Here is a 25228-nt window from a genome sequence, read left to right as displayed (position 1 = left end):
CCATCCCGGCACTGACCGCTTTCAACGTGCGAGACGACACCATGACCATCGAGACCCGTGCCCACGATGCCCAAGCGCTGTGGCAGAAAGACAAGGATCACTTCATCCACCCGTTCACCGACTTCAGCACCTTTCACGAGGGGGGCTGCGACCTGATCACCGACAGCGACGGCATCTACGTCCAGGATGCCAAGGGCAACCGTTTCATCGACGGCATCGCCGGGCTGTGGTGCGTCAACGTCGGTCACGGCCGCCGCGAGATCGGCGAGGCGATGGCCGATCAGGCCACCCGCATGGCCTACTTCTCGACCTTCAACAACCTGTCCAACGCCCCGGCCGCCGAGCTTTCCGCCAGGCTGGCCGAGCTCGCCCCCGCGCACCTCAACCACGTCTTCTACAGCTGCGGCGGCTCGACGGCCAACGACGCCACCATCCGCCTGGTGCATTACTACTTCAACCGCCTCGGCAAGCCGGCCAAGAAGCGCATCATTTCACGCAACAACGCCTACCACGGCACCACCTACCTCGCCTCCACCCTGACCGGCATCGCCAGCAACAACTGGGACTTCGACACCCTCGATCACCTGGTCACTCATCTGAGCGAGGCCAATTGCTATCGGCGCCCCGACGGGATGAGCGAGGCCGACTACTGCGACCAACTGGTCCGGGAGTTCGAGGACACCGTCGCCGAGATCGGCGCCGACAACATCGCCGCCTTCATCGCCGAGCCGATCATGGGCGCCGGCGGCGTGCTGGTGGCACCGAGGGACTATCACAAGCGCATGCAGGCGGTGTGTCGCGCCAACGACATCCTTTACATCGCCGACGAGGTCGTGACCGGTTTCGGTCGCCTGGGGCACTTCTTCGCCTCCGAGGCGATGTACGAGACCCAACCCGATATCATCAACTGCGCCAAGGGGCTGTCGTCCGGCTATGCGCCGCTGGGCGCGACGCTGATCTCCGACGCGCTCTACGACGTGCTGTCCATCCCGCAGGGACCGGGTGGCGTACTGAGCACCGGCTTCACCTATTCCGGGCACCCGGTGAGCTGCGCGGCGGCACTCAAGAATATCGAGATCATCGAGCGCGAGGGGATCTGCGAAAACGTGCGCGAGGTGGGCCCCTATCTCGAGGAACGCCTGGCATCGTTGTCGCAACACGCCACGGTGGGCGACGTGCGCGGCAGCCATTTCATGATGTGTCTCGAAAACGTCGCCGACAAGCAGACCAAGGCGCTCTTCCCGGTGGAGGCACGCGTGGGCGACCGAGTCGCCTTCGAGGCACAGCAGCGCGGTCTGATCATTCGCCCGGTCGGACACCTCAACATCGTGTCGCCCCCGCTGATCTGGACGCGGGAAACCGTCGACCGCGTGGTGGATATCCTCGACGCCGCGCTGACCGCCACGACAGCGACCCTCAAGGCCGACGGCTACCTGTAAAAGCGCCTTCACGACCTGCCCGATGGGAGCAGCCGTGGCAGGTCGTCCGTCAGAAGGGCATTCGCCATGGGGGCGAATATAGCGCCCATGGAAGGGTTTAACGCGCCTTCGAACAGGGCGGCCTGCCGAGGTCCAACCACGGGCTCGATCCCCGACACCACAATCACAAAAGAGTATGACATGGACACTTACGGACTCTGGAGCCTGTTCCCCACCCTGATTGTGCTGATCATGGCCATCGTCACCCGCCGCACCATCGAGTCGCTGATGACCGGCGCCCTGGTCGGCATGTTGATGATCGATCCGACCAGCGTGGTGACCCAGGCTTCCGACACGTTGCTCACGGTGCTCGGCAACGACACCGTGACATGGATCATCCTGGTCTGCGGGCTGTTCGGCAGCCTAATCGCGCTACTGGTGCGTACCGGTGGCGTGCTGACCTTCGGCGACGTCATGACCCGTCGCATCCACGGCCGGCGCCAGGGACTGCTGACCACCTGGCTCCTCGGTCTGGCCATCTTCGTCGACGACTATCTCAACGCCCTGGCGATCAGCGCCTCGATGAAGAAGATCACCGACCGCTTCAAGGTCTCGCGAGAGATGCTCGCCTACATCGTCGACTCCACCGCCGCGCCGATCTGCATCCTGGTCCCCTTCTCGACCTGGGCCGTGTTCTTCGCCGGACTGCTCGAGGAAAACGATGTGACCGGCAGCGGCATGGGACTTTACATCGAGGCGATCCCCTACATGTTCTACGCCTGGATTGCCGCCGCGGTAGTCCCGCTGGTCGCGCTGGGCTGGATTCCCGCCATCGGTCCCATGAAGACGGCCGAACTGCGCGCCAGCGGCGGCCAGGTGATGCCCAACGGCGCCGAGGAAAACGCCCTGGAGACCGAAGACAAAGGCCAGCACCGCCCGCACCTGCTCAATTTCCTGCTGCCCATCGCCAGCCTGATCTTCTTCACCTGGTATTTCGATATCGACATACTGCGCGGCGTGATCGTGGCCCTGGCCGTGACACTGGTACTGATCTTCAGCCAGCGCCTGATGAGCTTTCACGCCACCTTCGATACCGCGCTCGATGGCTTCAAATCGATGCTCATGCCGTTGGGCACGCTGGTCGCCGGCTTCACGCTCAAGGAAGTCAACGATGGGCTGGGACTCACCGAATACGTGATCCAGACGCTGCAACCGCTGATGACGGCTCAGTTGTTGCCGGCAGTGAGCTTCGTCACCATGGCGTTCCTGGCCTTTGCCACTGGCTCGTTCTGGGGGCTGTTCGCCGTAGCGATGCCGATCGTTCTGCCGCTGGCGAGCAGCGTTCACGCCGAGATGCCATTGGTGATCGGCGCATTGATCTCGGCCAGCGCCTTCGGCAGCCATGCCTGTTTCTACGGCGACTCCACTGTGCTGTCGGCCCAAGGTAGCGGCTGCACGCCCATGGCCCATGCCCTGACCCAGCTTCCCTATGCGCTTATTGCCGCCTTCCTTGCCATGCTGGTATTTCTGGCGGCAGGTTATCTTTGAGGTTCGTCATGAACGACACAGACATCGCGACGGAGCGTCGCACCGCCACCCCGGCAGAACGCGGTTTTTGCATGCCCGCCGAGTTCGCCGCGCACGACGCCTGCTGGATGCTCTGGCCACAGCGTCCCGACAACTGGCGCTATGGCGCCAAGCCGGCCCAGGCGGCGTTCGTCGCCGTGGCCCGGGCGATCGCCGAGAGCGAGACGGTATTCGTCGGCGTCAACGACGATCAATACGAGAACGCCCGCAACCAGTTGCCGAGCCACATCCGAGTGATCGAGCTTTCCAGTAACGACGCCTGGATGCGCGATGTCGGGCCGACCTTCCTGACCCATCCGGATGGTCGCCTGGCCATGGTCGACTGGGAATTCAACGCCTGGGGCGGACTCAACGGTGGGCTCTACTTTCCCTGGGACAAGGATCGTCGCATCCGCCAGAAGATCGCCGAGGTACTCGGTATCGAACGCTTCATCACCCCGCTGGTGGTCGAAGGGGGGGCCATCCACGTCGATGGCGAGGGGACCCTGATCACTACCGAGGAATGCCTGCTCAACCCCAATCGCAATCCCGATCTCGACAAGCCCGAGATCGAACGGCTGTTGTGTGCCTACCTGGGTGTCGAAAAGATCATCTGGCTGCCGCGGGGCTGTTTCCAGGACGAGACCGACGGCCACGTCGACAACCTGTGCTGCTTCGTCGCCCCCGGCGAAGTGGCCCTGACCTGGACCGATGACGATAGCGATCCGCAACATGCCATCTCTCGCGAGGCTCTGGGGATTCTCGAGGCGGCCACCGATGCCAGGGGGCGGCGGCTGACCGTGCACAAGCTACCGATGCCCGGCCCGCTGACCATCGCCGAGACCGAAGCCAGCGGCGTCGACCGTCTGAGCAGTTCGCGTCCACGGCAACCGGGCGACCGCATGGCCGCCTCCTACGTCAATTTCTACATCGGCAACTCGGTGGTGGTGATGCCCAGGCTCGACCCGGCACATGACGACGAGGCTCGCGCCATTCTCGAGAACTTGTTTCCAGACCGCCGAGTGGTCGCCGTCGATGCCCGCGAGGTCCTGCTCGGCGGCGGCAACATCCACTGCATCACCCAACAGCAGCCGCGTGTCTGAGCGTTGCACGGGCTTTCGGGATCATCGGGCTATCGCGACATGGCCCGCCTGATCCCGAATGGCCACATCGAGCGTTGTATGGGCAAGCCGAGCGTTTTCAGATAACGCGTGAGCACGCTCAACGACGTCGCCCCTGCTGCAGGAACTCGGCCATCCAGTGGGCGACCTGCAGCGAATCCGTCTGCGCCGACGCCTCGTCGAGCGCGACCAGCGCCGGGTCGGTCGCCGTCGACGGAATCGGGGCGTCGCGACGTGACTGAAGCAACCGCGTTTCGAACGCCACGTCGAACTCTGGATGCGCCTGGAGGGTCAGGATGCGGTCGTCGTACTGAAGGGCCGCAAACGGGCAGAACGCCGAAGAGGCGATGACCTCAGCCTGCTCCGGTTTGCTCAGCACCTGATCCTGATGCACTGCATTCAGCGTGAATCGGCCATCCAGGGCGCTCAGTTCCGGCACGCTCTTCTCCAGTCGATAGGTATGCAGTCCCACGCCCCAGCCTTGCGGGTACTGGTTAACGTCGGCGCCGAAGGCTTCCGCCACGATCTGGTGGCCGAAGCAAATGCCCACGATCGGACGTCCGGTGTCGTAGATTTCCAGGATCAGGGCTTTCAACCGTGCCATCCAGGGTGTCTTGTCGCAGACGCTGGACTTCGAGCCGGTGATGATCCAGGCATCACAGGCATCGGCTGATTCGGGAAAGATATCGTCCCGGACATCGAAGGTAATGAAGGTAAAGGCATAACCGGCTTGCCCGAACAAACGAACGAACATGTCGGCGTAGGAACCATACATTTCGATCAGGTTGTCCGGCGTCGTGCCGGTGGCCAGTATGCCGACTTTCAGCGTCATGACTGATTCCTCGCTCACGGTCTTATCAGGCCTGGCCGGGGTCAGAGCAATCCCAGATAGGCCTCATATTCAACATCGGAGATGCGCTCGTTCAAAAGGCGGCGCTCCTGACATTTGGCATGCGCGTAGACACGCACGAACTCGTCGCTCAGGTATTCCCTGAGTTTCTCGCTCTGCTCGAAGCGAGAGATGGCGTCCTGCCATTCACAAGGCAACGGATATTGGGGATTCTCTTCGGCGTAAGCATCACCTTCCACCAGGGCATCCGGCTCGAGTGCGTTTTCCATGCCATGCAGCGCACCGGCGAGAATGGATGCCAATACCAGATACGGATTGGCATCCGCACCGGCCACCCGATGTTCGATCCGCCGCGCCTGATTAGGGCTTTCCGGCACACGCAGGGCCACCGTCCGGTTCTCGTAGCCCCAGCTAGCATGGGTCGGAGCATGGGCGCCCGGCATGAAGCGACGATAGGAGTTCAGATGCGGCGCGAACACCAGCATACTCTCCGGCATCAACTGCATCAGCCCGGCGATGGCATGGCGCAATAGATCACTGCCCTGCTCGGTGCCGTCATCGAAGACATTGTGACCGTCGCGGTCGAGCAGGCTGAAATGCGTGTGAAAGCCGTTGCCGCTTTCCTCGACGTAAGGCTTGGCCATGAAGGTCGCCGAATAACCGTGGCGACGGGAAACACCACGTACGAGACGCTTGAAGAGAATCGCCTGATCGCCCGCATTCAGCGGATCGGCCACGTGGTTGAGGTTCACCTCGAACTGCCCGGGGCCCATCTCGGCAATGATGGTGTCGGCGCCGATCCCCTGTGCCTGGCAAGCCGCGCGGATATCCGCGAAGAAGGCCTCGAAGCCATCCATTTCCTCAACGGAATAACCTTCCGCATTGGCGAGGCGACGCCCTTTACCATCGGCCAGTCCCGGCGGAATCGGCCGCTGGACGCTTTCCGACTCGGCATCCATCAGGTAAAACTCGAGTTCGGTGGCCATCACCGGTGTCAGCCCCTTTTCGGCGAAGCGATCCACCATGCGCTTTAGCACCTGCCGAGGATCGGCCTCGAAGGGCGTGCCATCGGGATTGAACATCATCGCCAACATCTGGTCACGCGGCGCCTCCGACCAGGGCACAGGAATCGGCTCTTGGCTGACAGGCATGCAAACACCATCACTGTCACCGGTCTCGAATACCAGCCCATTGGCCAGAACATCGGCGCCCCAGAAATCAAATCCCACCACCGAACGCGGCAGCTTGAGCCCTTCCTTGCGAACCTTTTTCAAACCGCTGGCAGGCAGGCGCTTGCCGCGTAAGTTCCCGTTCAAATCCGTGATGAAGAGATCCAGATCGCGGGTCTTGTCCTGTTTGTTATGCGTCGCCATACGCGTGACTCTTGAATGCTTTTCGAAAATCAGAGCATCAAGATATCCCATCCAGATAGCGGTGTATCTATCACCCCAGGGGTATCCGGTCGGTGTAAGACGTCATTTATCTCTGCCTGCCGCATGGCCCGAAGGCGCGCCGGACTGGTGCCAGCCCACCATCTAGCTTAGCCTTGGGGAAATTCCCGATAACGCCCTGCCGGCGGCGTACACGAGCAAGGACAAGCGATGAGAGATCGCGTCAATCAGATACAGACCAATGAAAGTTGGCAGAAAAACTTGGCCGTACTCATCGAGCATCAGCGACTGCGCAGTTTTCCGGCGATGCTGGAGGCCTTCCTGTCGACTCTGTGTTTCTTCGACACGATTTTGCTACTGACCTACAAAAAATCGCTGCGACCGATTCTCGTCCATCCTTCCGATCCGGCGGAGCAGAGCGATACTCTGCGCCAGTACATCAATCATGCCTATGTACTCGACCCGCTTTTCCACGCCATCAAGGACACTGCCTCCCCCGGCATCGTACGACTTGCCGACATCATGCCGGATTCCTTCAAGAGCACTGAGTACTATCAAACCTGCTACCAGAACTTCGGGCTGGTGGATGAAATCAATCTCTTGATCCGTCTCGATGACGAAGTGACCTGCGCCATCACGCTCGGGCGAAAAGCCTCACTAGAAAGCATTTCGCGCACCGAGTTGAATGCCCTACAAGAGTTTCACCCGGTCATCAGCGCGCTCATGCGCCAGTTCTGGCAGATCCAGTCCGACGAGTTCCTGCAATACGGCCGTTCCGACGGCCCCATGAAGCGCGCGCTGCGCACTTTCGCCAGTGGCGTGCTGACGCAGCGTGAACGGGAAATTACCGACCTCATCCTGCGGGGTTTTTCTTCTCAAGCGATTGCCGACCACCTAAAAATCAGCGTCGGTACCGTAAAGGTGCATCGCAAGAACATCCATACGCGACTGAACACCTCCACTCAGGCGGAAATTTTCACGCAGTTCATCAACCACCTGAATCATCTTGAAGAGCACCACTAGACGGGCCGATCAAGCGTATGAGCTGAATCATTACATTTAGCCGTCGCTGGAGCCCTAATCTCTCCGAGATCGTGAGCCCACTGTCAGACACACATGCGTCGGCGGCGATATAGCCACGCAACATCACTCATGAACGAGTACCACAGCAATACCAGCGCCAGGCCCACACTCCAAGTGGCCCAGAAGGGCGGTACCCAAGGCAGTAACGCCGCCAGAAGGCTGATCACCTGCCACACGCAAATCACCTTACGGCGTAAACTCGACGGCAACGGCCACCGCAACCATGTCCATGCATATCCTGCCGCGACGAAGACATATCGCAGCGCCCCGCATAACAGCACCCAACCGCCCAGCTTGTCGAGCACCACGAGCGCGCAGCACAACACTGCGATGAAGAAGGCATCCAGCTCCATGTCAAACCGGGCACCGAAGGCCGTGGCGGAATGCGTACGTCGTGCTACCCAGCCGTCGATGCCATCCAAGCACAAGGCCAACAATGCCAACCCAACCATTTCCAGCGCATGACGCTGCATAAAGGCGGGAAACGCCATACTACCGGCCAGCAGTGCGATCAATACCCCACGCAGCAAGGTCACACGATTGGCCCAGCCCAGCCAACGCAATGCTACTGGCCACCCCCATACGATCATGACCGCCATCGCCAGATACACGCCCCCTACCGTCCAGCCAAGCCCAGGGGGCGCCGCCAAATGCCACTGGAGGGTTTCCACCAACAGCCCCACCAGGCACAAGCCCAACAGTAGTTCCAATACCGCCGGCAACCCATGTACCCACGATGCTCTGCGACCAGTGGCGTGGTGTGATGTGTCACGCATGACCTTTCTCCCCAACGTCTGCGTCTAACTATGGCAGAAGGCCCAATAAACAGCGCGATTTTCACTACGCTGATAGCACTCAATACTCAAAATAAAATGGTACACAAACGCCTCTATGTACAATACCTGTACATGAATGGTGTCATGGACGATACTCAAGGTGAATAAGGAGATTTGCCATGCTCGCAACGAACGCCCAAGCCTTTTGGATACAGGCACCGGGGCACGGTGAAATTAGACAGCACGCCTTGCCTAGCCGCCAGACGCATGAGCTGTTGGTCAGAACACGCTACAGCGCCGTCAGCCGCGGCACCGAAAGCCTGGTTTTTCAAGGCAAGGTCCCGGAGAGCGAATACACCCGCATGCGCGCGCCTTTTCAAGAAGGGGATTTCCCGGGGCCGGTAAAATATGGCTATGCCAACGTCGGCGTGGTCGAAGAGGGGCCGGAGGCTTGGTGTGGTCGCGAAGTCTTCTGTCTTTATCCTCACCAGACACGTTACGTCGTTCCCATCGAGGCCGTCGTGCCCTTACCCGAGGATCTTCCCGCCACACGTGCGGTCCTCGCGGCCAACATGGAAACCGCCGTCAACGCTTTGTGGGACGCCGCCCCACGCGTCGGCGACCGGATCAGCGTCATCGGCGCCGGCGTGGTCGGCAACCTGGTCGCCTGGTTATGCCAACAAACGGCTGGTGTTCGCGTGCAACTGCTCGACATCGATGCCGGTAAGGCCGAATTGGCCGCCGCGTTGGGCTTGCCGTTTCGCCACCCGCACGATGCCGAGGAGGAACAAGACATCGTGATCAATGCCAGCGGCAACCCGCATGGCCTGCGCAGCGCCCTTGAACTGGCGGGATACGAAGCAGAAATCATCGAACTGAGTTGGTTTGGACGCGACGAGGTAACATTGCCCCTCGGCGAGGCTTTCCACTCGCAGCGGTTAACGCTGCGTGCCAGCCAGGTCGGCGGTGTCTCGCCAGCAAGACGCGCGCGGCGCAGCCATGCTCAGCGTCTACAACTGGCCCTAACGCTACTACGCGATGCCCGCCTCGATGCTTTGATCGACGGCGAAAGCGACTTCCTTGACCTACCCGCCGCGTTGGCACGGCTGAGCGACGCGGATCGCCCGCCACTGTGCCATCGCATACGCTATGCCTGACGCTGCCACTATGCGACGACGCCCACATAAAACGCATAACCGGTCATACACATACCGGCAATACAAAAGGAGCCACACGGATGTTCAGCCTAACGGTTCGAGATCATTTCATGATCGCGCACAGCTTCAACGGCGAGATATTCGGCCCCGCGCAACGTTTGCACGGCGCTACCTATGTGGTCGATGTCGCCTTCAAGCGCCCCGAACTCGACCGTGACGACTTGATCGTCGACATCGGCCTGGCCAGCCAGACACTTTCCCGCGTGCTGAGCGAGCTCAATTTCAACAACCTCGACGAGGTTCCCGAGTTCCAGGGGCGCAACACCACCACCGAGTTCATGGCCAAGGTGATTTTCGAGCGGCTCGCCCACGCCATTCGCCAGGGCGAACTCGGCGAGACCGGGCATGGCCTGACGGCCCTCAGTGTCACGCTACATGAGTCGCATATCGCCTGGGCCAGTTACGAGGGCGCGATATGAGCGAAGTGCTGACATTGATCGTGGCCGGCGATCCCGATCAGTTGACCGGCGGCTACATTTACGATGCGCGCGTCGTCACGGCCCTGCGCGAACACGGCTGGTCGGTCGAGGTCATCGGCCTCGAGGGGCGTTTTCCCGCCCCCGACGCCACGGCAAAAAAGGCACTGGAAAACGCCTTGGCGGCCCAGCCCGAAGGCGCCCATGTCATTATCGACGGACTCGCGATGGGTGGGTTGCCCGACGTACTTGAACCCCATGCCCAGCGCTTGACGCTCACCGCCCTGGTTCACCATCCGCTCGCCGACGAAACCGGTCTTGGTGACGCCGAACGCGAACGTTTCACGATCAGCGAAACCCGGGCGCTGTCGGCCGTGCGCGATGTCATCGTCACCAGTGCGTTCACCGCTCGCCGCCTCGCCGATTTCGGTGTGACGGCCGAACGCTTGCATGTGGTCGAACCCGGCGTGATGCGCGCCGCGCCGGCACGTGGCAATGCTGAGGTGCCTCGCCTTTTGTGCGTGGCTACGGTCACTCCGCGCAAGGGGCATGATGTGCTCGTCGAAGCGCTGGCCACGCTGACCGACCTGCCCTGGACATGCGATTGCATCGGTGGTCTGGATCGGGCACCGGCGCATGTCGAGCATGTCCAGGCACGTATCGCCGCCCATGGCCTTGAAGAACGCGTCCACTTGCTCGGCGAGCGGCCTGCCGACGCCCTCAGCGAGGCTTATCACACCAGCGACATCTTCGTGCTGCCCTCGCATTACGAAGGCTACGGCATGGTCGTCAGCGAGGCCTTGGCACATGCCTTGCCCGTGATCACCACGACCGGAGGGGCGCTGGCGCATACCCTGCCCGACGAGGCCGGCCTGAAGGTGCCCGCCGGCGATGTCGCTGCGCTTGCCGACGCCCTGCGCGAGATGCTCGGTGACCCGCGCAAGCGTCAGGCATGGCGCGAAGGCGCCGAGCGTGCACGAGCCTCGCAGCGCGACTGGTCGCAGGTCGGTTCGGCCTTCGCCGCCGCTTTGCAACGAGGCGCCGCATGAACGCCGCCGGTACGTTCAGCGAGTCTTGGCTGGCGATGCGCGAGCAGGCCGACCACGACGCTCGCGCCACGGCTCCCTTGCAGGCCGCCGGCGACTGGCTTGCCGCACACTGCCAGGCACGCGAAGCACGACTCGTCGATCTGGGCAGCGGCAGCGGTGCCAACGTGCGCTATCTCACACCGCGTCTTCCCGGGCCTCAGACATGGCGGCTCGTCGATCATGACGCCGATCTGCTGGAGCATGCCTTGGGACGCTGCCAACCGCTTCGCGACATGGACGGCATGCCGATTCGCCTGACCACCCAGCAACACGATCTGAACGCCTTGGCGGCAGATTGGCTGACAAACGTCGATCTGGTCACCGCCTCGGCGCTGTGCGATCTGGTCAGCGCCACCTGGGTCGAGGCCCTCGCCGACGCCTGTGCGGTTCATCGCTGCGCCGCCCTGATCACCCTAAGCGTGGAGGGCGATACGCGCTTTTGTACCAACGACGCCGATGCTACCGATCGCGACGATGCTTGGTTGTTCGCCACCCTGGCCGCGCATCAGCGCCGCGACAAGGGCTTCGGGCCTGCCTTGGGCACGGCCGCCCCTCAGGCGCTCGCCACTGCCTTCGGCGACCGGGGTTTCCGGCTCGTCGATGCCCCGAGTCCTTGGCGACTGGGCCCCGCCCAACGCCCTCTGGCCCTGAGCTTGCTCGACGGCTGGGCCGAGGCCGCCCGCGAACAGGCGCCGGAAGAACGCGCACGTATCGACCGCTGGTGGCGACGTCGCCGCGAAGCGCTGGATCAAGGCCAGGTCGACCTCTACGTCGGTCATCGCGATGTGTTCGCCGCACCGGAGCCGGACCATGACCCGCGCTAACGCCATGTGGCTGCGCCTGGGTGTCAGCGGCGCCTTGATCGGCCTGCTCGCCTGGCGACTGGATGCCCAGGCACTACGCGACGCTTTCGTCGCCCCCGCCCCGGGCTGGCTATTGCTGGCATTGGCCCTCAGCGTGCCCCAGGTCGTGCTCTCCGCCTGGCGCTGGCGACTGACCGCCCGGCGCATGGGGCTAACGCTGCCGCTACGTCGTGCCGTGGCGGAATACTACATGGCGACCTTTCTCAACCAAGTACTGCCGGGCGGGGTAATGGGCGATGCCTCGCGAGCCTGGCGCCATGCCCGATCGAGCGTGGACCGACCACGGGCATGGCGCGCCGTCATCATCGAACGCCTCTCCGGCCAACTGATGCTGGCACTGATCGCCATAATGGGACTGCTAGCTTCACCGACCTTGCGCGATAGCGTGCTCGGTGGCCTTGCCCGGCTGGGTAATGCCCCCGGGGCGCTGACGACAGGGGTTATCGTGCTGGGCGGGCTAGGAGTCTGGGGGTATCGCCACCCGCCGGCCTGGCTGCATCACACATTGGACGATCTCGGCACCGCCCTGGTCGCCTCGCGTATGTGGCTCTGGCAATGCCTCAGCTCCCTGGGTGTCGTGGCAAGCTACATCACGATCTATGCCATCACCGCCCGTGCCGTAGGGGCCGATATCGACCTCGCCACCCTGTTGCCCTTGATTCCACCGGTGCTGATGGTCATGGCGATTCCCCTCTCGATAGCCGGTTGGGGGCTCCGTGAGAGTGCCGCCGCACTGGTGTGGATGGGCGCCGGGCTCGAGCCCGCCCAGGGCGTGGCCATTTCGCTGATCTACGGGGTCATCGTGCTGATCTCGAGTCTGCCAGGTGCCTGGATGCTCTGCCGCCGGCGTCGTCAGCGTCGAGACCGTGACACCTCGACAGGCGCCCCGCTAACGAGCAAGAGCGGAGGAGGCTGCCATGCGCGATAACGCAGAGGGTATTTACAAAAGGCCTGCACTCGACAATCCGGCGTTAAAATCGGCCTCAAAAGACTCATTTACCCCATGTAAACTCCGTGTTTTCGGCCAATTTTGCCTTGTCTTGCCATCGTTCGCCTGTTTTGTAAACACCCTCTTACCCCACGTGACCGGGACGCAGCGCCAGATCGAACAGCGTGTCGTCGCCCATCGCAAACGTGCGACATGGCGGACGCAGAGCGGCATCGAGGGTCTCGATCTCGGCCAAGCTAACCGCTGGGCGCCCCGAACCGATCAGCAACGGTGCCACGACCACATGCAAACGGTCGAGCTGACCATCCGCCAGGAAGCGCGACACGGTCTGTCCGCCGCCTTCGATGAGCACGCGTCGAAGCCCGCGTGCCGCCAGGGTGTCGAGCATCGCGGACGGCGTCAGATCGGCCGCGCCGTCGGGCACCAGCGATTCGACATGGGCGCCCAGGGTTTCGCGCGGCAACGGATGCCGGGTGATATGCAACGTCGGGGCGTCGCCGCGCTGAAGTACGCCACTGGTCGCGGGCACGCGACCGTTGGGATCGAGAATCACGCGTACCGGGTTGTCCCCCGTCACATGCCGCACGGTGAGTTGCGGGTCGTCGGCACAAGCCGTGCCCGCCCCGATGACCACGGCATCGACCAGCGCGCGAAGGCGATGCAGATGCACACGGCTCGCCTCGCCAGTGACATAGTGCGAGGCCCCAGTGACCGTGGCGATACGTCCATCGAGGCTCTGCCCGAGTTGCGCGATGACGAAACGCCCGGGCGTGGCGCTGCTCGGCAGCAGGCTATCGAGCAGTGCCGCCGCCTCCGCCGTGACCGGGGCGTCGGCCTGCCAGGCGCCGCCGCGCCAGATTCGCAACCGGCCGGCTGCCAGCGTCAACGCCGCATGGGCGTCCCAGTTCTGGCGTCGAGCCTCGCGAATACCTTGCCAGGCCAGCGCCACATCGAGTGTCGCAGGGCTCATACGGTCTCCAGTGCCGTGTGCCAACGAAAGTGTCATGACACGTCATCGAAGCATTACGACGCGCAAAAACCAAGGAGAGGCTCATGAGACAGGTAGAACGTGCAATCTTCGACTTGCGCCGCGGCCTGCCGGTCGTGCTGCGAACCCCGCAAGAAGACATCTTGATCCAGCCATTGGAAGGCATCGACGACACCGCTCTGGCTGAGCTTGCCAATACGGCCGGCCATGCGCCAAGCCTGGTGATCACCAAGCATCGTCTCGCCCGACTGGGCGCAATCGCTCCCGATGACGCCGACGCAGTACACCTCCCCCTGGGCAGACATCACCGTGCCCGCGATATCGTCGCCTGGGCCATGGCCGCCATGGCCGAGCCTCCGAACGCCAATGCGCCCGAACCCGCATCCGCTGCCGAGACAGCCGCGTTGGGCTTGATGCGACGCGGCCTGCTGGTCCCCGCCGCGCTCAGCGCCCGGGTCGATGCCACCCAGCGCGAGGCACTGGCCGCGCTCATCGACGACGGTACTCTGCTCGGTGTGGCACTCGACGACGTGCAACGCTATGGCGAAGGCGATATGACCTCGCTCAAGCGTATCAGTGAAGCCGACGTGCCCCTCGCCAATGCCGAACACGCCCGCTTCGTGCTGTTCCGTGAAAGCGACGGCCTCCGCGAGCATCTGGCAGTACTCGTCGGCGATCCCGCCGACTGGACGGATGCCGTGCCGGTACGCTTGCATTCGGCCTGCCTGACAGGCGATTTGTTCGGTAGCCTGCGCTGCGATTGTGGCGAACAGTTACGCACCAGCGTGGCGGCCATTAGCGAACGTGGCGGCGGTATCTTATTGTATCTCGCCCAGGAAGGGCGCGGCATCGGCCTGGCCAACAAGCTGCGTGCCTATGGCCTGCAGGATGCCGGACTGGATACCGTCGATGCCGATCAGGTGCTGGGATTCGGCGAGGACGAACGGCAGTACCGCGCAGCGTTGCAGATGCTGGCCGAGCTCGATGTCACGCGTATCGCGCTTTTGACCAACAACCCCGAAAAGATCGCGGCCATGAGCCTCGGCGGCATCGACGTGGTGGGCCGCGAAGCTTGCTACGGCCAACTCAACGAGCACAATCGACGCTACCTGAGCGCCAAGGCCGAACGCGCCGGACACTGGCTGGAGGACCTGCTCGAAAGCCCCGACGCCAGCGACAGGCGCGTCCCGCGCCGCGATACGTCAGGCTCGCTCTAATGAACTCGCTCTAATAAGGTGACGCGCGCCATGCCGGCGCGCCACTCATCCTAAGGGCCTTGTTCGCGTAGCTGGGCGAGATCAAAGCAGCGCGCTTCCTCGATCACGCTCGCCAGACGCCCAGCGAAATGCGCGACCAACCGTTCTCCCAGGATCGGCGTGGCCAGCGTTGCGTTGCCTACCACGCCGCTGGGGTGCAGATCCTGCGCCATCCAGGCGAATCCAGCATCGCCCTCGGGGAGTAGCGTGCGCCCGGCGCGTTCCTGATGAGCCCCTAGCGAGACTGCCTCATCGAGTTCGGCCTGGCGTATCTTGTGTGGCGCAAGATGCATCATCATCGCGGTTTCCAACGCGCCACCATGCAGCCCGTGGCGCAATTCTTCGGCGGGCAGCGCGTCGTCGGGCGGCGCAAAGCGAAAGTAATTCGCTTTGACCACCAGCAAGCCATGGCGCTCACGTAACTTGAGTGCCGCTAAATCGACCACCGCCTTATTGCCGCCATGGCTATTGAACAGCACCAGGCGGCGGACCCCGGCGCGCGCCACGCTGGCGCCGATCTCTACCAAGTGCGCAATGGCAATCTCCGGCGTCAGACTCAAGGTGCCCGCGAAATCGCCATGCTCCATGCTCGCCCCCACCGCCACCGTCGGCAGTACCAGTAACTCGAGGTCGCGTGCCACGCGGGTACGAGCCGCCGCCACCAGGCCGTCGGCGATATCCACATCGGTCGACAGCGGCAGGTGCGCACCGTGCTGTTCAATGGCCCCCAGCGGCAATAAAGCCACGCTCTCCGGGCCTACGTGCCGAGCCAACTCGGGGCTGCTCAGCGACGCCCAGTCGATGCCACCGATCGCGGCATGTTCAAGCGATGAAGCATTCATGATGTCTCCTCCTCTTCCAATGCCGCCACCCAGTCGGCGAAGCCGCTGTCACGTACCACGCGTCGGTGCAGCGCGCTGTCCATGACCCGCGCGTCGCCGCCGGCCAACGTCAACCGGCGCTTGGCGCGGGTAATACCGGTATACACCAGCTCGCGAGTCAGAATCGGGGTGGCGTGCTCAGGCAGTACGAACAGCACGTGGTCGAACTCGGAGCCCTGCGATTTATGTACCGTCATCGCGAACACCGTCTCGCAGGCCTCAAGACGCGAAGGCAACACCGCCCGCGCGCCATCAGCGGTCGCAAAAAACACCCGCAGACGCTGCTGCGCCTCGGGGTCGGGCAAGACGATACCGATGTCACCGTTATAAAGCCCCAGTTGTGGATCGTTACGCGTTACCATCACCGGGCGCCCGGCGTACCAACCCTGGTGATCGTCGATGAAACCTTCCCGCCAAAGACGTGTGGCGATACGCGCGTTGAGCCCCTCGACGCCCCAGGGGCCACGTTTGAGCGCACACAGCACCTGGAAGTCCCCTAGCCGTTCCAGCACCTCTACCGCCGTGGTGCCTGCCGCGATACGCCGGTAAAGAGCGCGATAGCCGGCCAGCGCGGCACGCTCAATGGCCGCCCGATCATGCGCCGCCGCCAGCCAGTCGATATCCGCGTAACCTGCGTCCCACGCACGGCGAAACGCCGCGACGTCGCCGGCATTGGTCGCCGCCGCCAGGGCACCGATGCCGCTATGCGCATCGAAGCGATAGCTCTTGCGCAGCATGACCACGTGATCGGCCAGCGGCGAGCACGCGGCATCGGGTGTCATCGAGATTCCCGCCAGCCGCTCGAGAACGTCACAGGCATGAGGCGAATAGCCCTGATCCAGGGCATTGGCGCAAAGATCGCCAAGCACCGAGCCGGCTTCCACCGAGGCGAGCTGATCCTTGTCGCCAAGCAGAATCAGACGCGCCTCGGGCGGCATGGCCTCGAGTAGCGCGGCCATCAACTCCAGATCCACCATCGAGGCTTCGTCCACCACCAACAGGTCGAGACTCAGCGGGTGCCCGGCGTGATGGCGAAAACGACGCGTATCCGGTCGCGCGCCCAGCAAGCGATGCAACGTCAACGCCTCGCGTGGCAAGGCCGCCTTGACGTCATCGCCGACGTCGAGATCCTGCACCGCGCCAGCGATCGACTCGGACAAGCGTGCCGCCGCCTTGCCGGTGGGCGCGGCCAGTTGGATACGCAGACCGTTAGTCGCCTCCGCCGACGACAGCGCCTGCGTCTGAAGCAATGCCAAAAGCCGCGTCACGGTCGTGGTCTTGCCGGTGCCGGGGCCGCCGGAAATGATCGTCAGTCGGTTACGCAGCGCCAGCGTGCACGCCACCTTCTGCCAATCCGGCGTATCGTCGTGCGTGGCGTTCGCGGCAAAAAGCCGCGCCAAAGGGTCGGCCAACGACGCCTCCACCGGCAGAGGCCGCCCCAGACGCTCACCGAGATGCGCCGCCACTGCTCGTTCGGCCGACCAGTAGCGGCGTAGATACAATCGCTCGCCCTCCAGCACTAACGGCGTGGTACCCGGCCCGGGCGGCGCCACCAATGGCGACGCAGCCAATCGCGACGCCCAGGTAGCACTATCCAATCCCTGAAGGAAGTCCACGGGAAGCGGCACCTCGGCCTGTGGCGCGCTTTCTTCCAGCGGCGGCAGCGACAGCACGTCTCGCGGCGCTGCCAAGGCACGCGACAACGCCAGGCAGACATGGCCTCGTCCCAGTTGATGGCTGGCGAGCGCCGCCGCCAGCAGGACCTCGGCCGGTGCCTGGGCGTCGTGCTCGGCGAGAAAGCGCACGAAGTGAGCATCCAGCGCACGCAGCCAGCCCAGCGCCTCCCACCACGTCAGGCTCTCGAACAATCGCGTGCGCGAAGGCGGCGTCGCCTCCAGGATCAAGGAATACTGTGCGTCGCTCATAAAGCCTCTCCCGAAACGGTCTCAGGCACAGCGACGCCGTATTCGCGACGCAGCGCCTCGACGGGCGCCCCATCGCCGGCGAGCCAGGCATCCAGGGCCTCGATCAAGCGCCGCTCGGGGCGTCGATGAAAGACGCCATGATCCGGCGTGCCATCGAAGCCGCGTAGAAACACGTAACAGGCGCCCCCCATGTGAGTGTCGTAATCGTAATCCTCGAGACGCGCCGTCAACAGGCGGTGCAATGCCAACACGTACAACACGTACTGAAGATCGTAGCGATGCGCGACCATGGCCTCGGCCAGCCCCTCGTGGTGATAGTCGGCCAGGGCATCGCCGAGATGATTGGACTTCCAGTCGAGGACGTACCAGCGACCGTCCTCGGCCTCGAACACCAGATCGATGAAGCCCTTGAGCATGCCATTGAGCTTGCGCGGCGCCAGTCGGGGGCGCGGCGTCGGCAAGGGCTCCAATGCGCAAACCAGCGCATCCAGCGGCGTACTCCAGGCATCCTCGGCGGGCAACCAGAACTCCAGCTCGGCACGCCAGGCGGCCAGTCCATCGAGACGGATCACCGCGCCCTGATGGCCGGCGAACGGCGCCGGCAGCGCCTGGCACAACCAATCGAGCAATACCGGCGCCCACTCGGCGTCGAAGCCGCCGAGATGCAGACGCGTGCTGACCAGACGCTGCAATTCATCGCGATAAGTCGGTTCACTCAGACGGTCGAAGTCCACCGCTTCCAGCAGGCCATGCAGAAAGGTCCCTGGACGCGGGCCGCGCGGAAAATCACGCAGCGTACGTGCGGCGGGACGCGGCACCGGATCGCGCTCGCGACTGACCTCGACATCCAGTGTCGCCGGGGCATCCCAGGGCAGCGCCTGCGTGCCAGTGCCAGTGCCAGTCTCGAGACGCGCGTCGACGATCAACGCCGAATACGAGGCGATCCACCAATCATCGTCGATGCCTCCCGTAAAACGTCGCGCCGGCGCCACTTCCGGAGCAGTGTCGCCAAGCCGCAGGCGATGCGCGGGCGGCGCGGGCAGGTCTTCGACGTTCAGCGCCGCCGCCAGACGTTCACGCAAAGCATGGCCGTCGTCATCGGCCTGACAACCCAGCAACCGGCCCAACGCCGTTTCGTGTAGGCAGGTCGACGCGCCGCGCCCGCGCCCCAATGGGGCGACGCCCAAGCGACAGGCATGCGCGGCCCGCGTGAGTGCGACATAGAGCAGGCGTACATCCTCGTCCAACCGCGCCTGCTCGGCGGCCGCCAGTTGCGTGTCGTCGGCACCGTGCATCCAGACCCGTCCCTGTTGCGGATCGCGCCATTCGAGCAGGCCGGTATTGCGGTCCGGGGCCGCCGGACGATAATCGCAGACGAACGGCAACAGCACGATGGGATACTCGAGGCCCTTCGCCTTGTGGATGGTGATGACCTTGACCAGATCCTCGTCGCTTTCCAGGCGCTGACTGACGGCCTCGGCATCGAGCTCGGCCGCCCCTTCGAGGAGCGCGCGATGCCACCAGCGCAACAGCGCATGCTCGCCGTCGAGCCGCGCCGACACCGTCTGCGCCAGCTCCCCCAGATGCAACAGGTCGGTCAGCGCACGCTCACCATCGTCGCGCTGTCCCAAGCGTTCGGCGACCCGGAAATCGCGCATCACCGCACGCAGCATGGGCAGCACGCCACGCCGCTGCCATTGGCGATGATAGTCGGCGAAACGCTCGACTTCACGCTCCCACGCCAGCTCATCGGCGAGCAACGCTTCCAGCGTCGCTGGCGTGTCGCACAACAGGCGCGTCGCCAGCGCTGCCTTGAGGCGAGCGTCCTGGCGCGGCTGCGCAACCGCCTCGAACAGCTGCAACAGCTCGAAGGCCAACGGCGTATCGAAGACGCTGGTACGCTCACTGAGATAGACGCTGCGAATGCCACCCTCGGCCAGCGCGCGACGTACCGCCAAAGCCTCGGCGCCCTTGCGCACCAGAATCGCAATGTCCGCGGGACGTACCGGACGCCGGGCGCCGCTGGCAGCGTCGGAGCTGTTATCTACAAAATAAGCACCACCCTCGAGCATCCGCTGGACCTCGGCACGCGCGGCGCTTGCCATGCGGGCCTGGTAATCCGCCTTGGTGTGACGCTCCTCGTCCGGCCACCAGGCGCCGAGCGCCGCCATGTCGTGCCCATCGGCATCCACCAGACGCGTCGATTTCCCCTGAGCCTCGACCTCGATGAAGGGAATCTCATCGCTGCCGAAGGGTTCGGGATGGCGCACGAAGAGCGTGTTGACCGCCTCGACCATGGCCTGGCTAGAGCGAAAGTTGCGCGCCAACGTGAAGCGGCTCGGAGTGTCGCGCCGTGCCGCTAGATAGGTGTCGATATCGGCGCCGCGAAAGGCGTAGATCGCCTGCTTGGGATCGCCGATCATCAGCAAGGTGGTCGTGATCTCCACCTCGGGCGCCCGGTAAATGCGCGAGAAGATGCGGTACTGCAGCGGGTCGGTGTCCTGAAACTCGTCGATCAGCGCCACCGGCAGTGCCTGACGAATACGTCCCGCGAGGCGCAAGGCGGCTTCGGGGGCCGTGTCGGGGTCGAGCGCGACATCCAGGTCCCGCAGCAGATCACCGAATTCCCACAATCCCTGGCGACGCTTCTCCGCGGCGAACATCGCCGCCACCGTATCGCGAGCATGGGCCAGCACTTGCGGCGCCAACTGATCGAAGGGTGTGGCGGCCTCGGCCAGCTCGTCGAGCAGCGCGAAGAAGGCATGCGCGGGGGTGTCGTGGCCCTTCTTGGTGGCCCCCTCGAGCTTGGCCTGGCTCAGCCAGAAGCGTCCTTGGCTGTCGGTCGTATCGTCATCGCTGCCCGTTTCAAGTGTCGTCAGCCACTGCTCGAATGCCGCCAGGCGTGTCTCGAGCTCTTCCGACTTATAACTACGCTTGTTGAGGGCGCCACGCTCGAAGGCGTCTTGCAAGCAGGCCGCAATGGCGTCGCGATCCCACGCCTGTCGCAGCCGCGCTTCCAGTTCACTGCGCGCGGCCAACGAGCGCTCTGCGCTCTCCAACAACGCGGGCAGCGACGCGGGCGCCTGGATAGGCTCGCCATCCCACCACAGTGGCTGCGCCCGCCCTTCCTTGAGCAACGGTGTCAACGCACGGCTCAGCGCCTCCGGCCCCTCCCAGCGGCGGCGTATTTCGCGCTGCCAGTGCGCGGCGAGGGGATAAAAATGGCAACGCCAATAGTCCTCCACGACCCGCGTCAACAAGCCCGAGCCGTCTTGCAGCAGCTCGGCGCCGAAACGCGCGCCGGCATCGAAAGCGTGGCGCGTCAGCATGCGCTGGCAAAAACCATGGATGGTGAAGATCGCCGCCTCGTCCATCAGTCTCGCGGCCTGGTCGAGGCGCTTGGCGGCTCCGGCCAAGGCCTCGTCACCGGCCTCGACCAAGGGCCCCAACAGCGCCGCGAGCACCTTGTCGTCACGCGCCTCCTGCGACGCCAGCAACCAGTCTCGGGCCTCCTTGAGCCGTGCACGAATACGCCCACGTAGCTCGGCGGTGGCGGCTTCGGTAAAGGTCACCACGAGAATTTCCGGCGGCAATAGCGGGCGCGGGAAATCGTGCTCTTCGCGCCCGGGCAACGGACCGAGCACCAGACGCACGTAGAGCGCCGCCAGGGTGAAGGTCTTGCCGGTGCCCGCACTGGCCTCGATCAGGTGATGGCCGGTCAGCGGCAGGGTCTCGAGTACCAAGGGCTCAACGGCCGGCGCAGTGGCATGACCAGGCGATGTCATGAACGACCTCCGTGTACCCGTTGGGTGATCCGCGCCAGCATGTTCATGAGCGGCGCATACTGGTTGAGCGAGGCAGCGATGCCGCCCGCTGCCTCGAAGGTGGCAAAATCGGGCCACAGCTGGCCTAGGGCGCCGTCGCTGTTACGCAGCGCCGCCGGACCGGCGAAGGCATCGGTCTCATAACGCGCGATGAGCGCCTCACGCAGGCCAGCCTCCGGCACCTCGCCTGCCATCAACGGCGCCCAATCGGCACGCGGCAAACGTTTCCAGACCTCCTTGGCGATCTCATCGATGGCTGGCCACGGCGCCCGATAGGCACGCGCCCAAGCCGCCAGCAAGCCGTCGAGCTCGCCTGCGGCGCTGGCCTTGTCGAGGCCCGGAAGGCTCAGGCAGCGATCCTCGAAGATCGCCGTCCAGGCACACGACGCCTCCAACGTGGCGTTGGCGAGCAGCCAGCGCAGATAACCAGCATACAATCGATGCAACTTGCCAACATGGCGATAAGGACCTTCACCCTCGACCTTGAGGTGCCCATAGTGTCCTGGCTCCAGCGTCACCAGCCGCCAGGGCGCCGTGGCCTCTTCGGGCGCGGCGAAAAGCCCGTCGAGACGCGCTTCGAGTGTCAATGCTTTGTCGTGACCATCGACATAACGCACCAGCGGCGGCGGCGACGCGACGCATTCGGCCACCTCGCGGCGCCAGCTTTCCACCTGACGCGACAGGCGCGCCAGACGCGGTTCGATCAATGCCTCGCCGAAACCGGCCGTCGGCAAGCGCCCGGCCATGCGCAGCCGCTCGGCGACGGCGGTCAGCGACACACCCTCGCGAGCACCCTCGAGCAGCTCGCGCTTGAGACCATGATCTTCCAGGCCATCCGGAGCGAACGGTTCGTTGTCCTCATCGGGCACATGGGCGTCGGCGAAATGTACGCCCAGGCGCCCGAGATAAACCGTCCAAGGCCGACGCAGTACGCGTTGTAGATCACCCAACCCGAGCGGTTCACTAGGCAACTCGACCGCCGTGGCGGCATGGGGTGGCCCGGATTCGTCACGCTCGGATGCCATATACAGCGCCTCCCAACTCGACTCATAGGTGAAGCGCGGGTCGTCGCGTTCGAAGTAGCGTCGCGAGAACGGCTGCAGAGGATGTGTCTCGATCAGGCGCTGCGCGAGGCGCGTGGCACGGTCGGCGGCATCGCTCGCCGGCGCGTCCCAGCCTTGTTCGATGGTATCGAGCAACTCGCCAATCAGCACCGACGGTGGGCGCGGGGTATTGTCGCGCACGTCGCGCCCCACCCAGGAAAGCGTCAGGCGTTCGCGCGCCGATAGCATGGCCTCGAGCATCAGGTAACGATCATCGTCACGCCGCGAACGATCACCGGGACGCGGCCGCGTCGCCATCAAGTCGAAGTCCTGGGGCTGACGCACGCGGGGATAATCGCCGTCATTCATGCCCAGCAGATAGACATGGCGAAAGGGAATCGCGCGCATCGGCATCAAGGTGGCGAAATTCACCTTGCCGGCCAGGAAGCGCTGCGCGAGGCCGCCTTCGTCCAATTCGGCACGTAGCGCATCACGCACCACACCGAGTCCCACCGGGGCCTCGAAACCGGCCTGTCGACATTGCTGCGACCAACGCCCCAGCGCCGCATCGAGGCGCGCCACGACATCATGCTCCTCCGTCGTGGTGGGACTCAGACACGCCGTGAACAACGTCTGCAAACGCCCCAGCCATGCCTCGGGAGGCAACCGCTCACTCAGGGCCGCGCACTGCGTTTCCAAGGTATCGAGCAGGGCCGCCACACGCCCCGCCAGATCGGCCTCCAGACCGCCCACCTCGGCATACGGCACGACCCCCTGGAAGTCCCAACTCGGCGTGCGCCCCAGTGAGTCATCACTTTCGCCCCGAGATGCGACAGATGGCGGTTCGCCCACGGCGTAGCCGAGCAGCATGCGCGACAGCCCGAAGCGCCAGCTGTTCTCGCCCAGCGCCGGAAACCCAAGTGCCTGACGGTGCTCGGCACTCAGCCCCCAGCGCACGCCGCTGCCTGCCAGCCATTGGCGCAGCCGTTCGAGCTCGGCCTCGTCGATGGCGAAACGCGCGCGAAAGGCGGGCACTTCCAGGGCATCGAGTACCTCGCTGACGGTCAGCCGGCGCTCCGGCAAGTCGAGCAACAGCAAGGCCAGCACCATGAGCGGGTCCGCCTCGCTGGCTACCTGGTCGGCGATGGTGAAGGGGATGTGCCGGGGATGCGACGGCGGCAACTGGCCGAAGACCGCCTCGATGCAGGGCGCGTAGCGGTCGATCTCCGGCACCATAACCACGATGTCGCGAGGCCGCAGCGGTTCGCCCGCCGCTTCAGCGTCTTCAAAGGCCGCCAGCAAGCGGTCGTGCAGGATCTCTACTTCGCGCAGCGGTGAGTGAGCGCTGACCAGGGCCAGGGAGTCGTCGTCCTCGGCGATCGTTCTCGGCCCGCCTTCCTGTCGGGTCCGCTCGCCAGGGTGCACCAGCTCGAGCACGTCCTGCTGCAACTGCTGAAGCAATGTCGACGACTGCTCGGGCGCCATGTCGCGGAAGACGTCGGTTTCCAGATCGAATCCGCGGTCGCTTTCGAAATCGTAGAGACCCACGATGAAGTCACGTCCCTGCGTGCCCCACCCCGCCAATAACGGGTTGGCATGCAAATGCAGGGCCTCCTCGTCGAGTTCGGCCAGCCACGGCGCCTCGGGATGCCGTGCTTCCTGTTCATGGCGAGCCTGGGCCGATAACCGTCCGGCGCGCTTGATGGCATCGCGGTCGGAGACGATGTCCCCCCAGTAATGACGACAAGGGTTGGCGATCATCAGGAACACGTCGACCACGCCGGAGAGCGCGTGCAAGGCCTCCAGCGTTTGCGCCGGCAACGCCGAGATTCCGAACACGAAGACGCGGGGCGGCACGTCGCGAGGCCGCTCGCGAAGCTGCCGGGCAGCATCGAGAAAACGCCGGTGCAGACGCGCGCGATGATGCTCACGCGCCTGCGCCGGGGCATCCTCGATCAGCGCGCGCCACAGCGCCGGCTGCCAGCGTTGGTCGTCGGGCAGGTCCGCGGGCGCGTGTTCGCCTCGTTCCCAGGCCTCGATCCATTCGGGGCGGTAGATCAGGTATTGATCGAAGAGGTCGGCGAGGCGCACCGCCAGATGCCAACGGCGCCGCTCGCGCGCTTCTTCTGCGGCGCCCGGCAAGGGACTCGCTTCCAGTGCCTCGCCCTGAAGATAGTCGCGCAGCGGCGCATAGCATGTCGGGTCGTCGGGAGACGTCTCGGGATCGAGGCAACGTTCCAGCAACGCCATCAACCGCCAGGCCAGGGGTGTCTTGTCGAACGGGGACTGCTCGGGGATGTCGTCACCCAGCACCGCGCGATAGGCGCGCCACACGAAGCTGGAAGGCAGCGGAAAGTCCACCGAGGCGGCGATGCCATCGGCCTCGGCCAAGGTCATGCGCAGCCACTGCGCCATGCCGTTGGATTGCACGAGGAAGGTTTCCGGCACCAGCGGCGGTTGACGATGGCGCCGAATGACATCGAGCGCGAGCGTCCCCAGGTCCTCGAGGTGATTGGCGTGTATGACGCTGAACATGCAGGCTCCCGGCGGTCGAGGTGGCGTCCAGCGGCATC

Annotated in this window: 18 protein-coding genes; 10 read left to right on the top strand and 8 right to left on the bottom strand. The window is 64.2% G+C overall.

The window, feature by feature from the left end; genetic code table 11:
• Positions 1-41: 41 nt before the first annotated feature.
• The 3 genes from KZO83_RS03335 (at position 42) to aguA (ending at position 4087) form a co-directional block, all read left to right on the top strand.
• Entirely contained in the window at positions 42-1439 is a 1398-nt protein-coding gene (locus KZO83_RS03335; RefSeq protein ID WP_247619761.1) for an aminotransferase, read from the top strand.
• 180 nt (positions 1440-1619) lie between these two features.
• On the top strand, positions 1620-2966 hold the full coding sequence (locus tag KZO83_RS03330; protein ID WP_040244108.1) for a Na+/H+ antiporter NhaC family protein: 1347 nt from the start codon (positions 1620-1622) through the stop codon (positions 2964-2966).
• 8 nt (positions 2967-2974) lie between these two features.
• A complete protein-coding gene (gene aguA / locus KZO83_RS03325; protein WP_247619760.1) occupies positions 2975-4087 on the top strand; it encodes an agmatine deiminase in 1113 nt (370 codons plus the stop codon).
• A gap of 118 nt (positions 4088-4205) precedes the next feature.
• Here the strand turns inward: aguA and KZO83_RS03320 are convergent, their stop codons facing one another.
• Complete coding sequence (locus KZO83_RS03320; protein WP_247619759.1) at positions 4206-4937, bottom strand: glutamine amidotransferase-related protein; 732 nt, start codon at positions 4935-4937, stop codon at positions 4206-4208.
• A 41-nt stretch (positions 4938-4978) separates the two neighbouring features.
• Positions 4979-6328 carry a glutamine synthetase family protein gene (locus KZO83_RS03315; RefSeq protein WP_247619758.1) on the bottom strand — a complete coding sequence of 450 codons (1350 nt, stop codon included), beginning with the start codon at positions 6326-6328 and terminating at the stop codon, positions 4979-4981.
• A gap of 228 nt (positions 6329-6556) precedes the next feature.
• Between KZO83_RS03315 and KZO83_RS03310 the strand changes: the two genes are divergently transcribed.
• Positions 6557-7369, top strand: a complete 813-nt coding sequence (locus KZO83_RS03310; protein WP_178999397.1) for a helix-turn-helix domain-containing protein — start codon at positions 6557-6559, stop codon at positions 7367-7369.
• 83 nt (positions 7370-7452) lie between these two features.
• Here the strand turns inward: KZO83_RS03310 and KZO83_RS03305 are convergent, their stop codons facing one another.
• Complete coding sequence (locus KZO83_RS03305; RefSeq protein ID WP_247619757.1) at positions 7453-8205, bottom strand: CDP-alcohol phosphatidyltransferase family protein; 753 nt, start codon at positions 8203-8205, stop codon at positions 7453-7455.
• A 179-nt stretch (positions 8206-8384) separates the two neighbouring features.
• Here KZO83_RS03305 and KZO83_RS03300 point away from each other — a divergent pair, with 179 nt between their 5' ends.
• From KZO83_RS03300 to KZO83_RS03280, 5 genes are all read left to right on the top strand, one after another.
• The gene (locus tag KZO83_RS03300) at positions 8385-9362 is read left to right on the top strand and encodes a zinc-dependent alcohol dehydrogenase (protein ID WP_247619756.1); all 978 of its coding nucleotides are present in this window, start codon (positions 8385-8387) and stop codon (positions 9360-9362) included.
• A gap of 80 nt (positions 9363-9442) precedes the next feature.
• Entirely contained in the window at positions 9443-9841 is a 399-nt protein-coding gene (locus tag KZO83_RS03295; protein ID WP_247619755.1) for a 6-pyruvoyl trahydropterin synthase family protein, read from the top strand.
• A complete protein-coding gene (locus KZO83_RS03290; RefSeq protein ID WP_247619754.1) occupies positions 9838-10887 on the top strand; it encodes a glycosyltransferase family 4 protein in 1050 nt (349 codons plus the stop codon). Before KZO83_RS03295 ends, KZO83_RS03290 begins: the two co-directional genes overlap by 4 nt.
• On the top strand, positions 10884-11750 hold the full coding sequence (locus KZO83_RS03285; RefSeq protein ID WP_247619753.1) for a class I SAM-dependent methyltransferase: 867 nt from the start codon (positions 10884-10886) through the stop codon (positions 11748-11750). Before KZO83_RS03290 ends, KZO83_RS03285 begins: the two co-directional genes overlap by 4 nt.
• Positions 11737-12717: a lysylphosphatidylglycerol synthase transmembrane domain-containing protein gene (locus KZO83_RS03280; RefSeq protein ID WP_247619752.1), complete on the top strand. Its 981-nt coding sequence runs from the start codon at positions 11737-11739 to the stop codon at positions 12715-12717. Before KZO83_RS03285 ends, KZO83_RS03280 begins: the two co-directional genes overlap by 14 nt.
• Positions 12718-12862: 145 nt before the next feature.
• Here KZO83_RS03280 and KZO83_RS03275 read toward each other — a convergent pair whose 3' ends face one another.
• The gene (locus KZO83_RS03275) at positions 12863-13708 is read right to left on the bottom strand and encodes a RibD family protein (RefSeq protein ID WP_247619751.1); all 846 of its coding nucleotides are present in this window, start codon (positions 13706-13708) and stop codon (positions 12863-12865) included.
• 83 nt (positions 13709-13791) lie between these two features.
• Between KZO83_RS03275 and KZO83_RS03270 the strand changes: the two genes are divergently transcribed.
• Complete coding sequence (locus KZO83_RS03270; protein WP_247619750.1) at positions 13792-14943, top strand: GTP cyclohydrolase II; 1152 nt, start codon at positions 13792-13794, stop codon at positions 14941-14943.
• 50 nt (positions 14944-14993) lie between these two features.
• On the opposite strand, the gene KZO83_RS03265 is transcribed toward KZO83_RS03270, so the two are convergent.
• Genes KZO83_RS03265 through recC form a run of 4 tightly spaced genes read right to left on the bottom strand, consistent with a single transcriptional unit; the run spans position 14994 to position 25190 of the window.
• The gene (locus tag KZO83_RS03265) at positions 14994-15824 is read right to left on the bottom strand and encodes a creatininase family protein (RefSeq protein WP_247619749.1); all 831 of its coding nucleotides are present in this window, start codon (positions 15822-15824) and stop codon (positions 14994-14996) included.
• Positions 15821-17788 (bottom strand): exodeoxyribonuclease V subunit alpha, encoded by a 1968-nt coding sequence (gene recD / locus KZO83_RS03260; RefSeq protein ID WP_247619748.1) that lies wholly within the window; start codon positions 17786-17788, stop codon positions 15821-15823. The genes KZO83_RS03265 and recD overlap by 4 nt, the downstream gene beginning before the upstream one ends.
• Positions 17785-21573 carry an exodeoxyribonuclease V subunit beta gene (recB, locus tag KZO83_RS03255; RefSeq protein ID WP_247619747.1) on the bottom strand — a complete coding sequence of 1263 codons (3789 nt, stop codon included), beginning with the start codon at positions 21571-21573 and terminating at the stop codon, positions 17785-17787. Before recB ends, recD begins: the two co-directional genes overlap by 4 nt.
• On the bottom strand, positions 21570-25190 hold the full coding sequence (recC, locus tag KZO83_RS03250) for an exodeoxyribonuclease V subunit gamma (protein ID WP_247619746.1): 3621 nt from the start codon (positions 25188-25190) through the stop codon (positions 21570-21572). Before recC ends, recB begins: the two co-directional genes overlap by 4 nt.
• Positions 25191-25228: the final 38 nt, after the last annotated feature.

Source organism: Chromohalobacter moromii, from assembly GCF_023091865.1.
GTDB classification, from domain to species: domain Bacteria; phylum Pseudomonadota; class Gammaproteobacteria; order Pseudomonadales; family Halomonadaceae; genus Chromohalobacter; species Chromohalobacter moromii.
Note: the sequence above shows the minus strand (reverse complement) of the source record. Positions and strands in the feature narration are given on the sequence as shown.

Coding starts and splice junctions, on each gene's coding strand:
- KZO83_RS03275 (WP_247619751.1), bottom strand. CDS start 13,708: ATGAGCCCTGCGACACTCGATGTGGCGCTGGCCTGGCAAGGTATTCGC.
- recB (WP_247619747.1), bottom strand. CDS start 21,573: ATGACATCGCCTGGTCATGCCACTGCGCCGGCCGTTGAGCCCTTGGTA.
- KZO83_RS03305 (WP_247619757.1), bottom strand. CDS start 8,205: ATGCGTGACACATCACACCACGCCACTGGTCGCAGAGCATCGTGGGTA.
- KZO83_RS03300 (WP_247619756.1), top strand. CDS start 8,385: ATGCTCGCAACGAACGCCCAAGCCTTTTGGATACAGGCACCGGGGCAC.
- aguA (WP_247619760.1), top strand. CDS start 2,975: ATGAACGACACAGACATCGCGACGGAGCGTCGCACCGCCACCCCGGCA.
- KZO83_RS03265 (WP_247619749.1), bottom strand. CDS start 15,824: ATGAATGCTTCATCGCTTGAACATGCCGCGATCGGTGGCATCGACTGG.
- KZO83_RS03335 (WP_247619761.1), top strand. CDS start 42: ATGACCATCGAGACCCGTGCCCACGATGCCCAAGCGCTGTGGCAGAAA.
- recD (WP_247619748.1), bottom strand. CDS start 17,788: ATGAGCGACGCACAGTATTCCTTGATCCTGGAGGCGACGCCGCCTTCG.
- KZO83_RS03315 (WP_247619758.1), bottom strand. CDS start 6,328: ATGGCGACGCATAACAAACAGGACAAGACCCGCGATCTGGATCTCTTC.
- KZO83_RS03285 (WP_247619753.1), top strand. CDS start 10,884: ATGAACGCCGCCGGTACGTTCAGCGAGTCTTGGCTGGCGATGCGCGAG.
- KZO83_RS03290 (WP_247619754.1), top strand. CDS start 9,838: ATGAGCGAAGTGCTGACATTGATCGTGGCCGGCGATCCCGATCAGTTG.
- KZO83_RS03270 (WP_247619750.1), top strand. CDS start 13,792: ATGAGACAGGTAGAACGTGCAATCTTCGACTTGCGCCGCGGCCTGCCG.
- KZO83_RS03330 (WP_040244108.1), top strand. CDS start 1,620: ATGGACACTTACGGACTCTGGAGCCTGTTCCCCACCCTGATTGTGCTG.
- KZO83_RS03280 (WP_247619752.1), top strand. CDS start 11,737: ATGACCCGCGCTAACGCCATGTGGCTGCGCCTGGGTGTCAGCGGCGCC.
- KZO83_RS03310 (WP_178999397.1), top strand. CDS start 6,557: ATGAGAGATCGCGTCAATCAGATACAGACCAATGAAAGTTGGCAGAAA.
- KZO83_RS03295 (WP_247619755.1), top strand. CDS start 9,443: ATGTTCAGCCTAACGGTTCGAGATCATTTCATGATCGCGCACAGCTTC.
- recC (WP_247619746.1), bottom strand. CDS start 25,190: ATGTTCAGCGTCATACACGCCAATCACCTCGAGGACCTGGGGACGCTC.
- KZO83_RS03320 (WP_247619759.1), bottom strand. CDS start 4,937: ATGACGCTGAAAGTCGGCATACTGGCCACCGGCACGACGCCGGACAAC.